The organism is Streptomyces anulatus, assembly GCF_014650675.1.
Lineage (GTDB): Bacteria > Actinomycetota > Actinomycetes > Streptomycetales > Streptomycetaceae > Streptomyces > Streptomyces anulatus.
Window position 1 is genome coordinate 1 of sequence record NZ_BMVK01000037.1, and the last position, 10,606, is coordinate 10,606.

Consider the following 10,606-nt stretch of genomic DNA (forward strand, 5'->3'; position numbering starts at 1 on the left):
GTCGGTCCACCCGCACGTCCCGGTCTCCAGGGCCATCGCCCTGCCGACGGCGAGGACGGCGTCGGCGGTGCCGTCGAGGAGCAGTGCCCCGGTGTGCAGGAGGTCGGCGAGCAGCAGGCCCCCGTTCTCCGTCGCTTCGAGGGTGACGGGCCCGGGGTAGGGGGCGGTGGGATGTTCGCCGTGGTTTCGAGGGGCGAGGAGCGTGGCCTTCGCGTTGAGGACCCACCGCCCGGCGCGGGGGACCATCCCCCCGCGCGCGGGGAGCAGCTCACCTCGTCCACGCGGTCGAAGTCCTTAGCGGGACCATCCCCACGTCCGCGGGGATGGTCGCCTCACCAGCAACTGCCGCACCACCGTCATGGACGCCAACCCCGTCATGTCCCAGGAGATGGCCGGCCGGATCGTCGAGGATGGGCTGAAGTTCGTGGCCGCTTGCTCGCGCACCCCGGGCATCGGCCTGGCCCCGTCGCGCATCGTCGACGAGGGGTGGCACGCGCTGCTCCTACGCGCCACGAGGTACGCACAGCTGCACGAGAACCTCCGAGGCGGGCTCCGTCCACCACTTCCCCAGGCACCACCCAACGGACTACGACCCGGAGATCCTGGACCGCACCCGCCAGGCCATCGCGGATCTGGGGTACGCCGCGGACGCCGAGCTGTGGGGCCCGCCGTCCGACGGGGCCCTCGCTTCCGTTGCCGCGCAGTGTCAGCACGCCCCGGACTGCAGATCGTCATCATCCCGAAGCCGCCTGCTGGGCAGGCGGTGCCCATGGCGCAGGAATGGACTGACTCGCGGTTACGCGGAGCTCGTGGCCGAGTGGTGCCTGGGCAAGTGCCGGACTCGCGCGCCCCGGAGGGGCCCCGTCCGATCCGGGGGTTCGTGAACCCTGCTGAGCCCGAGGCGTAGCCCGCCCGGATCGACCGCAGCCCTGCCTCTCGGGCGGCAGGGGCTGCTTTTGACTCTCGCTACCATCAACACCAAACCAAGAAATCGCACCTCGAGTCCTCACGCCTCGTCAAAGACCTCGAGCAGGCGCTCGTACGCCAGCTTCGGCCGCAGGGCCCCGTCCCACGGCAGGGAATCGGCCGTGCGTGGAGGATAGATCTTGGTGTCGGCAGTGGATCCGTACCGGTCGGTGAAGCCCCATGTGGAGAACGATGTGCAGTTCGGCTCCTGCAGGCAGACCCGCAGCTTGCCCGCCATCTCATCAGCCTGGGTCTGCCGCCCGTCCTCCTCGTCCTCACCTATGGGGACGTCCATCTCCGACACCCGCGCCTGAACCCCGAGCTCCGCCAGATCCCGCACATGGCCGCGGAAGGTCTCCGGGTCGATGCGGTCGCCGGGTGCGTACTCATGGTTCTGGAAACCCACGCCGTCGATCGGTACGCCGCGTTCCTTGAGCCGCTTGATCAGATCGTAAAGGGCGTCCCACCGCTCGCCTTCCTCCTCGACTCCGTACTCGTTGAGGAACAGCCGTGCCTTCGGATCGGCCCGGTGGGCGGCCCTGAACGCCTCGTCGATGTACTCCTCGCCCATGGCCTCGAACCACGGGCTCTGCTCGGAGCGCAGACCGAGATCCCCGTTGGTGTAGCTCTTCTCGTCGTCGGACATGGGCTCGTTGACCACATCCCATTCCGTGACTTTTCCCTTGAAGTGCCCGGCGACCATGGCGATATGGCGCAGCATGGTCCGGCGCACTTCCTCGGGGTCGTCGTTCTCCCGCATCCAGTTGGGCAGAGCCTCGTGCCAGACGAGGGTGTGCGCGTGCACCTTCATGTCGTTCGCGCGGGCGAAGTGTACGAGTAGGTCCGCGTCGCGGAAGTCGTAGACGCCCCGGCGTGGGTGGAGGAACTGTGGCTTGAACGCGTTCTCCGGAGTGAGCATGGAGAACTGGCTCCCCGCGAGCGCCCGGTAGCGTGAGTCGGTGAGCAGCGGGTTCTCGGCCAGGGCGGCGCCGACGTCGAACGGCCGCCCCACGTCTGCGGCCCGCGCACGCAGCGAGTCGTCGGACTGCTCCTGGCGTAGCTGCGGCGCCTTGATCACGCGGAGCAAGTCACCGCTCTCTGCCCGCGCGAGCAGCTGCGTCAGGCGCCATCCCTCGCGGCGCTCGTCTTCGCCCGCGTCCGCCTCCAGACCGAACCAGACAGTGCCCTCGGCGAACACCCCCGGGTCCTGCACGGTTCCCAGCCGCCGCCCGTCGGCTTTTACACGGAATGTGTCACCGATGCTCGACACGGCGAGCGTCACCGTCCCGGAGCAGCCGCAGCCGAAGGCCTGGGAGGTGGCCGGCTCATCGCCCTCGCCGTCCCATATCTGTACCTTCACTTGTCCGTCGGCGGTCACGCCGACGCGGAGTGAGGGCCGCTCCTGCCGCCACTCGTCGTAGATGACCGGTACTCGTCCGTACAGCCGCAGCCATGAGTCGCCGCCATCGTCACCCACACCGGACATGCGCGCGGTGACGGTGAAGTCGCCATCGGACCTAAGGTGCGGGCCGGCCAGGTTCAGCGGGGGGTTGGGCTGGCCGCCGGAGGAGTCCTGCTCCACGATGTGCCGATCCGATGCGCTGACCCGCAGGATGTCGTTCCGCGCGGTGGTGCCCGGCATCTGCGTCCAGTCGTGGTTCCGCAGCAGGTCTTCGTCCTTTCTGCCGCCCGGGCCTGCGCTCTGCCCCGTACACCCGGCCGCCACCGCCATGACGAGCACCACGGCGGTCAGTCGCTGCCACGTCCCCCCACCAAGGCCCACGGCCCCTCCCAATCGTTGTTCGAGACAAGATCAACGTCTTGAGCCGGGCCACAGTTCATCACGCATGAGGTACGGCGGCCTTCTGTGGCACGTCCCAGCTCGTGTGGCGGAGCGGGCCCGGAAGGTTGCGGCCTGCGCGGAAGGCGCATCAAACACTGAGCTTCTTCGAGTTGGCCACCGATTGGGTGATAAGCCGGGAATTCAACGAGATAGGCCCCTGGGCTGTTGATCGAGTTATCTGACGTCTCAATTACGTTGCTGGGGGCCTCGTTGGTCATCTACTTAACTTGATTGGGTAATGTCGGAGCCGTTCGCGTGACGGCGGCCGGTCCGCTCCGGTAGCCCTGGGCCGTGAGATGCGCACAGGGCGGCGGGTTGACCGACGCCGGGAGGGCCGCGAGGGAGCGGGTCCGGCTTCGGGCCGTGGAACGCTTCGAGGACGGGCAAAGGAACAGGGAGATCGCTGCCGCTCTGCGGGTCAGCGAGCGGTCGGTGGAGCGGTGGCGTCGCCAGTGGCGCGAGCGCGGCGAAGCGGGGGTCCTGTCGAAGGGATCGCCTGGGCAGCCGAGGCTCAGCGACCCGCAGATCGCCAGGCTGGAAAGGGAGTTGGAGATTGGGGCCGCTGGTCCACGGCTGGGCCGACCAGCGGTGGACACTGGCCCGGATCAAGACGCTGATCGGCCGGCTGTTCCACGTGAGTTACACAGTGGAGGGCACCTGGCTGCTGCTGAAGCGGCACGGCTGGTCCTGGCAGCAGCCGGCCCGTCGGGCGATCGAACGCGACGACGCGGCGGTCGAGGTGTGGAAGAAGGAGACGTGGCCGCGGGTAAGAGCACGGCGGCGGCGTGTGACGGCTGGATCGTCTTCGAGGACGAAGCCGGTCAGTCGATGACGCCGCCGCGCGAGAAGCTGGGGACGCAGGGGCCGCACGCCGGTGGTGCGGGTCCGTGGCCGGGGCTCGGGCCGGGTATCTATGGCCGTGCTGACCTGTTACAGGCCGGGGAAGCGGTCCCGGATGTTTTACGCGGTCCGCGAGTACCGGGGCCGCAAGGGCGAGCCGAAGGGGATTGGGTGGCGAGACCTGCGTGACCTGCGGGTCAGGGCGCACATGCAGCTCGGCGGCCCGATCGTGCTGGTCTGGGACAACCTGCGCATGCACCTGGCCGAGCCGATGCGCCAGTTCATCGCCGACCACGCGGACTGGCTCACCGTCTTCCAGCTTCCGAGTTACTCACCGGATTTGAACCCGCAGGAGGGCATCTGGTCGCTGGTCAAGCGCGACATTGGCAACCTCGCCGCAGCCGACCTCGGCCAGATCACCCGCGCCGTCAAGCGCAGGCTCAAGCAGATCCAGTACCGTCCGGACCTGGTCGACGGCTGCCTGACCGGCGCCGGCCTGAGCGGATGACTGACCGACATCACGCATTCGGAGTCAGCACCACCCACCGCATGACCGTTGGAACATGATCACTGAACCACTACACGGGACATGACCACGACTCCGGCCCCACCCTGTCGGCACGCCTTCACTCTCTGGACACCGGAGCTTTGAAGCCGCCGAAAACGGATGGCCGACAGCCTCCCGCCCGGTCATCCTGACCCGATGGGAGACAGAGCCAACGTCATCGTGGTCCGTGAGAACGGCACACATGAGCTGTACCGGACCGGCTGGGCGGTCGGAATCGACCTCGACCTGCTGGAAGGGCCGACGCCGGTTCTCGCCATGCTTCCTGGACTCCGCCAGGACGGCTGGTGGTTGAACGACACCATGGCCCAGGGCGGGATACTGCTTGACCTCGGCCGGAAGGTACTCCTGTTCTTCGCCTGGGAGGGGCCCAGCACTGAGCTCCGCCACCGCGCGGCCGTGTTCGAGCTGATCCGAGCCGCGTGGCCCGGCTGGGAGGTCCGCTGGCTGTACGACGGCTCGGCCGAACTGCGTGAGTACGTCGGGCTGGACCCGGAGTACGTCCGCTGCCGCGATTCGGCCCCCTCTGTGGCTCCGTTCCTTGCCCCCGACGACGAGGACTTGGCCGGGCCTGATCCGGGCGGTGTGGTGATCACGGTCAGCACCGGCCGCTGCCACGTCGCCTCTGACGCCTTCGACCATCCTGTCAGCGAGGGCGTCGCCCTGCTCGACCGCCTGGCGGACGCTCCCGGGCACGGAGGCTGCCACCTGCACGTAAACTCCGGCATTCACATCGACCCGGAACGCCGCCATCTGGGTTGGTGGTCCCTTTACTCCTCGCCACAGGCTTACCGAGTACCAGAGTTGTGGCCGGGCTGGACGGTGGAGTTCTGGCAGGACGAATGGGAACGGCACGTCAGAGCCAGCGACCGCTTCTCTCCGGCGGCGTTCGACGCCGGAGAGGAAGCCAGAGCCGCGGTGCTCGTCGAGGCCGGGGAGCGCCGGACTATCCGGGCCCAGGTCACTCGTCTACGGACCGCACCGGCTCGATCCCAGGCGGGATGACCGCAGCCGGCCTGATCACGGACGACTGGCCGACATCACGCATTCAAGCTCAGTATCCTGCCGCACTCGACCTGCCGCATGCACTCGTGGAGTGGGTGACCATGCTGATCATTACTTGTGAGGGCGACCGGCGCTGCAAGCTCCGTCCGTCCCAGCGCGCGATGGTGGCACTGGTGTACCTGCGCGAGCACACCACTCTCGCGGAGATCGCCGCCGGGTTCGGAATCAGCGAGTCCACCGTCCACGCCTACACCCGCGCGGTCGTCGACCTGCTCGCCGAACGAGCACCGGGCCTGCTGAAGACACTGCGCGAGCACGAACCCGACTTCGTCCTTCGACGGCACCGCCGAGTGCGACAGGGTCGGCGATGGCCAGGCCGACTACTCGCACAAACACCGGCGCCACGGCGTGAACGTGCAGGTCGTCACCGACCCAGGCGGCCGGCTGCTGTGGCTCTCGCCCGTCCTGCCGGGCCGCCCCCACGACCTGACCGCCGCCCGCACCCACCGGATCATCCGGATCTGCGAACGCCAAGGCGTTCCCACTCCTGGCCGACCTTGCCTACCAGGGTGCCGGCCTATGGCTGACAATCAGCGTCAAACGCAGACCCCTGCAGGAACTCACCCCCACCGGGAAGTCCCCCAATCAGGCACTGGCCGCACCCGTCGAACGCGGCGTCGCGAGGCTGAAGTCCTGGCGCATCTTCCGCAGGTCCCGATGCAGCCCCTACCGCATGACGTCGATCGCCAAGGCCATCCTCACGCTGGAGGGGCAACGCTGAAGAAGCTCGGCCCGGACGGTAGACCTCGACCGGATCCCCTATTCCGCTGGGGGCGTCGAGTACTTGAAGGAGCGGAAGGTCAGTTCCTCGCCACTGCCCGCCGAGCAGGCGCAGATGACACCCACATAACCACCCTGGGGCTGGGCCCAAAGCGATTGACGCACTCCCCGTCGGCCCTGACACCTACGGATTCGATCCCCTCCGCTCTTCGCAGGGCATGGAGGTTGCTCACTAGAACCAGCCTCAAGCGACCAGCTCACTGAGCCTTTTCAACGTGGCACGATCGAGTAACGCCGGGTCACGACGGCTCATGTACGCTCACGCCGCCAGAATCTCCACGTCGAACTGCTCATGAAGGTGCTCCAGCTCCCAGGCGACGACCTCGGCGAGCGGGTCGGTGCCGATCTCCTCCGATAAAGACCTGTCGAGGTAGCGCTCCTGACCGCCCGAGCGGCGCGGCGGGACCACCAGTCGGCGGGCCAGGGCCCCTGCCGCCTCGTTGCCGTGGTCCGTCCGCACGATGCGGAGAGAATCGCCTCAGGCACCCGGCTTGTCAGCCAAGTTGTACAACGCCCACTGAATCGCTCCGGATCGATGGAGGCCAGGGTGAGGCTTCGCACTGACAGCGGTGGGTACATCCGCAAGCATGGACGCCGGCGCATGGATATCGCTGATAGCTACGGGGATCGTCTTGCTCATCGGAGCGGGGCTCATCTGCTACGAGCATTGGGGATCCGGCGCGAACCAGAGCCGGGAGGCTGACCTCGGTCCGGACAACACCAGCGGCGGAGGCGGAGGCGGCTGACGCCCACGGTTGGGCGGAACCGCCTCGGCCCGAACCTGCCGTCGATCTCACTGCCGCGCTGCTGCAGAGCATCGAACAACGGCCTGGATCTTGTCGGACTTCCATCGCGATGAATCGGTGCCTTGGATTCAGCGTTGCCGCTCCAGGGTGAGGACGGCTGCAGCGATTGACGACATTCGATTCAGGCTGCACCGGGCCTTGCGGAAGATCGCCACGACTTCAGCCGTGCGACGCCACGCTCGACCGCAGCCCGTGCCGCGGACAGCACGCGGTTGACGGTCTGTTGGGTGGGCGTGAGGCCACGGCCCGGTGGGCGTCTGAGGGGTGTCGTCACCCACGGTTCGGCTCCCATGTAGGCGCGGTCGGCCAGGACTGGCACGCCCTGCCGTTCGCAGATCCGGATGATCCGGTGAGTGCGGGCCGCGGTCAGGTCATGCGTGCGGCCGGGCAGTGCAGGCGAGATCCACAGCAGCCGACCATCTGGATCCGTCACCACCTGCACGTTCACCCCATGCCGGCGGTGCTTGTGGGAGTAGTCGGCCCGGCTGTCGCCGACCCGGTCGCACTCCGCCAGAGTGCCGTCGAGCAGAACGTGGCCAGGGTCGGCCTCGCGCAGGGTGCGCAGCAGGCCGGGCGCGTGGTCGGCCAGCATGTCGACGACGGCTGCCACGTAGGCGTGCGCGGTGCCGACGGAGATGCCGAACCCGGCAGCGACCTGGGCGAGAGTGTCGTGCCGCCGCAGGTACACCCCAGGGCCGGACGCCGGCGGCCGCGGCCGCGGCCGCGGCCGCGTGCGCGAAGCGCACCGTCCCGGCGACGGTGTCCCGGTCGGTCAGCGCGAGGGTGCCGATGCCCCGCTCGGCGGCCCGGCGTACGAGATCGGCGGGAAGGGACCCGCCGTACCGGGCCGAGTACCCGGACGAGACATGGAGGTGCACTCCGCTCACGAAGCACCACCCATCCCGAATCGAACACTTCCAGCCATCCGGCCGGATACCCACCAGAGTATTCGAACACGATTCGAGAGGAGACCCTCGCCGCCGGTACCACCACCGAGACGCGTTGCCGGTGGTGCCTGCACAGCTCTGGGCGGCTATCGCTCGCCGGGCCTCCCGCGACGGGCTCAGCGCACATCAGTCACCGTGGAGGCACCCGGGATCCTCCTTGCTCCGGCGCCGGTCGCACGGGCAGGCTTCCGGCATGCGATTCCCCGCCGAACCTCGCCTCGACGTCCGCGTCCGCTACGCCCGGCCCAGCTGCATGGGCGGCTTCGCATGGTTCACCGTGGACTTCGAGCCGCTCCCGGACGGACGGCTCGGCTTCGAGTTCGTCAACCCGCTCGGCCCCGACGACATCGACGCCGAATGCGCGCAGGAGGTGAGCAACGGGATACTGCTGTGGCTGGCCGGAACAGAACCCAAAGACCTCTACTCCGTCCACTGCCCCCGGCTCCCCACCGCGAAGGAACTCGACGCGGGAGTACCCGTCCGCCAGGGCGCCGGCCCGGGGCTCATCGCCCTGCGCGCAGTTCTCCGGCACTCACGCGTGCACCCCGTCGACTCCCTGCCCCTGACCCACCGGCGCGCCGGATGGCACGCCGCGGACAAGAGCTGGCGGAGCGTTGAAGCGACAGGTGACCCGACGGACCTCGCACCGTAGAGCCGCGCGCGGTCGCCGGGCCCCGCGAAGTCGCTCCGGCCCTGCTCGTCGAACGCAAGGACTTCACCGCCTCGCCTGAAGCAGTGGCGCGGGGTCTCCACCCGATACGACAAGACCGCCCAGTCCTACGAAGCAGCAGTCACCTCGCCTCACTCCTGATGTGGGTGAAACGAAGGGCAATACCTAAAAAGGTGGCTCCAGGGAGTACCCGTTGTTGCCGAGAGGGACGGGCTCGGGCTTCGGTTCGGCAGCGCGCTGTTCCGCCACTGTGGGGTGGACGGCTATCGCCTCGTCCGCCCGCCCTTGCAGGACCAGGATCTCGCACAGTTCCTCACGTGCCTTGATCGTGCCCAGGGCTCGCAGTTCCTCGGCGGCGTCGTCAAGACGGCCGGCCCGCTTGAGGAGGTCGGCCTTGACGAGACGGGGATCGGACCAGGGGCGGTCAAGACCAGCCACGGTGATCGCCTCGTCGACGCGGCCGAGGCCGGCCAGGGCCCAGGCCCGCCACCAGTGCTGGAACTCCTCGTGACCGTGGTGGGGCACAACCCTTGGGTGCTCGACCAGATAGAGCAGTTCCTCGGGGCGGTCGAGCAGTGGGTGGACGAGTGGTGCCAGGAGGTTGGAGCAGTCGTACCAGCCGAAGCCGGGCTCCGCGACGACGATCGCGTCGTCCAGCCGGCCTTCTGCCAGCAACATCGAGGAAAGCCAGGCCCGGTACCCGACCCAGTCGTCGGCGGCGATAGCGTCTCTCATCACGCCCTCGGCCTCCTCGACCCGGCCGTCGCTGCGCAGAGCACCCGCATAGACGTCCAAGACGGTGCGCGCGTCCTGGCCGCCACCCAGTTCGCGCAACTCATCGAGCCGCCCGTGACGTGCCAGCAGTTCGGCATAGGTGATGAGGGTGTTCTGAGCGAGGAAGCGGCGCCCGGCGATGTCCTGGCCGAGGATCCGGATTGCCTCATCAGCACGGCCCGCCCGCTCCAGCACACGAGCCTGCAACTCCTGGGCGTCGGAGAAGGCGTAGTCCCGGTGTGCTTCGCCGCGGGCCTGACGTGCACGGTCTGCGAACGGGGCAATCAGCTCCAGCACCCGCTCGTCACGGCCCTGCCCATCGGTGATATCCACCAGAACGGACAGGAGCCACGACTTGTCGAGGTGCGGGACGAGCAGTTCGATGGCCTCGTCGATGCGCCCTGCCTTGCCGAGCACCTCAGCAAGATCACGACACTCGGTCGTGGAGGCCCGGTCGGCTTCCTCCGGGCGTACCAGATCCAAAGCCTCCTTCGTCCTGCCTGCCCGGAGCAGGATCTCGGCCTTCGCATAGAAGGCGGCCCGCCACCCCGTCCCGACGAACGGCTCCATCACAGATAGCGCGCGCCCAAAGTCCCCCGCCTGGCACAACTCCTCTACCGCCCCCTCAGCACAAAACCACTCGCCACGATCCACTGCCACCTGGGCAACCAGATTCAGATGACCGTGTTCCAACAGGAGACGCACCGTTCTCGGGGATAGACCGCGATAGTTGCTCGCCTGCCACGCAAGATCGTCCATATCCATGGCCGGAAGCGTAGAAGCACCCACCGACATGTCACCGAGGCACCGCCCGATCGCTCACCCTCGCCCCCTCACGACGTGGGCCTGGCCTTTGACGACAACTCCTAGGGCTTGTCCGGAGGATCAAGGATTGGAGTTGCCTGGGTGCGCCGGGTGAGCCGTGCCTCGGCAGTGATATCTGCTGGTCAGCGATCCGGCAGGCCTGCCATGATCGGCTTCATGGGCACGGATATCCATGGATTCATCGAGATCCGGAACAGCTACATCGACAGCTCGGAGCCCGATGACGACGAGCTGCTCTTCCGCTGGCACCCCGCGATTGCCCTGGATCACGTCTACGACGGCCGGTCCTACGAAGCCTTCGGCTGTCTCTTCGGCGTCCGAGGGGGCCCTTCGAGCCGCTCGCGGCACAACGGGGCTTCCCGCGAGGCGCCTCCCGCGCTGTAACGCGCGCCTTCGAGTGGGAACGGGAGGACTCGCACAGCCCGTCGTGGATCAGTTGGGCCGAACTGGAAGGGGCGGACTGGGAGAGCACGGGATCATTCGGAGGTCCGTCCGGGCCCGAAAGACTCCTCACCCGACGCCAGG

6 protein-coding genes and 5 pseudogenes are annotated in these 10,606 nt (G+C 68.0%); 5 read left to right on the forward strand and 6 right to left on the reverse strand.

The genetic code is table 11. The features are described from left to right. Both IE272_RS38370 and IE272_RS38375 read right to left on the reverse strand, forming a co-directional pair. A partial coding sequence (locus IE272_RS38370; protein ID WP_190010394.1) for a hypothetical protein occupies window positions 1–246 on the reverse strand: 246 nt, incomplete at its 3' end. 760 nt (window positions 247–1,006) lie between these two features. Continuing rightward, window positions 1,007–2,749, reverse strand: a complete 1,743-nt coding sequence (locus IE272_RS38375) for an endo-1,4-beta-xylanase (RefSeq protein WP_050361690.1) — start codon at window positions 2,747–2,749, stop codon at window positions 1,007–1,009. A gap of 351 nt (window positions 2,750–3,100) precedes the next feature. On the opposite strand from IE272_RS38375, the pseudogene IE272_RS39455 reads away from it, so the two are divergent. The 3 genes and pseudogenes from IE272_RS39455 (at window position 3,101) to IE272_RS38395 (ending at window position 6,000) form a co-directional block, all read left to right on the forward strand. Then, window positions 3,101–4,157: pseudogene (locus tag IE272_RS39455) on the forward strand (IS630 family transposase). 159 nt (window positions 4,158–4,316) lie between these two features. Continuing rightward, a complete protein-coding gene (locus tag IE272_RS38390) occupies window positions 4,317–5,219 on the forward strand; it encodes a hypothetical protein (RefSeq protein ID WP_190010398.1) in 903 nt (300 codons plus the stop codon). Continuing rightward, window positions 5,216–6,000 (forward strand): annotated as a pseudogene (locus IE272_RS38395) (transposase). The gene IE272_RS38390 and the pseudogene IE272_RS38395 overlap by 4 nt, the downstream one beginning before the upstream one ends. Before the next feature lie 321 nt (window positions 6,001–6,321). On the opposite strand, the pseudogene IE272_RS38400 reads toward IE272_RS38395, so the two are convergent. From IE272_RS38400 to IE272_RS39410, 3 pseudogenes are all read right to left on the reverse strand, one after another. Beyond that, window positions 6,322–6,528 (reverse strand): annotated as a pseudogene (locus IE272_RS38400) (AraC family transcriptional regulator); the annotation flags it as partial. 405 nt (window positions 6,529–6,933) lie between these two features. Next, window positions 6,934–7,553 (reverse strand): annotated as a pseudogene (locus IE272_RS38405) (transposase); the annotation flags it as partial. Between the two features lie 85 nt (window positions 7,554–7,638). After that, a pseudogene (locus IE272_RS39410) lies at window positions 7,639–7,806 on the reverse strand (hypothetical protein); the annotation flags it as partial. A 199-nt stretch (window positions 7,807–8,005) separates the two neighbouring features. Between IE272_RS39410 and IE272_RS38415 the strand changes: the two are divergent. Next, window positions 8,006–8,464 (forward strand): hypothetical protein, encoded by a 459-nt coding sequence (locus tag IE272_RS38415; protein WP_050362194.1) that lies wholly within the window; start codon window positions 8,006–8,008, stop codon window positions 8,462–8,464. Between the two features lie 183 nt (window positions 8,465–8,647). Here IE272_RS38415 and IE272_RS38420 read toward each other — a convergent pair whose 3' ends face one another. Then, a complete protein-coding gene (locus IE272_RS38420; protein ID WP_190010400.1) occupies window positions 8,648–10,021 on the reverse strand; it encodes a tetratricopeptide repeat protein in 1,374 nt (457 codons plus the stop codon). Window positions 10,022–10,237: 216 nt separating this feature from the next. On the opposite strand from IE272_RS38420, the gene IE272_RS38425 reads away from it, so the two are divergent. Next, window positions 10,238–10,465 carry a hypothetical protein gene (locus IE272_RS38425; protein WP_190010402.1) on the forward strand — a complete coding sequence of 76 codons (228 nt, stop codon included), beginning with the start codon at window positions 10,238–10,240 and terminating at the stop codon, window positions 10,463–10,465. Window positions 10,466–10,606: the final 141 nt, after the last annotated feature.

Excerpts from the sequence above, each read along its gene's own strand:
- IE272_RS38425 (WP_190010402.1), top strand. The coding sequence starts at position 10,238 with ATGGGCACGGATATCCATGGATTCATCGAGATCCGGAACAGCTACATC.
- IE272_RS38420 (WP_190010400.1), bottom strand. The coding sequence starts at position 10,021 with ATGGATATGGACGATCTTGCGTGGCAGGCGAGCAACTATCGCGGTCTA.
- IE272_RS38390 (WP_190010398.1), top strand. The coding sequence starts at position 4,317 with ATGGCCGACAGCCTCCCGCCCGGTCATCCTGACCCGATGGGAGACAGA.
- IE272_RS38415 (WP_050362194.1), top strand. The coding sequence starts at position 8,006 with ATGCGATTCCCCGCCGAACCTCGCCTCGACGTCCGCGTCCGCTACGCC.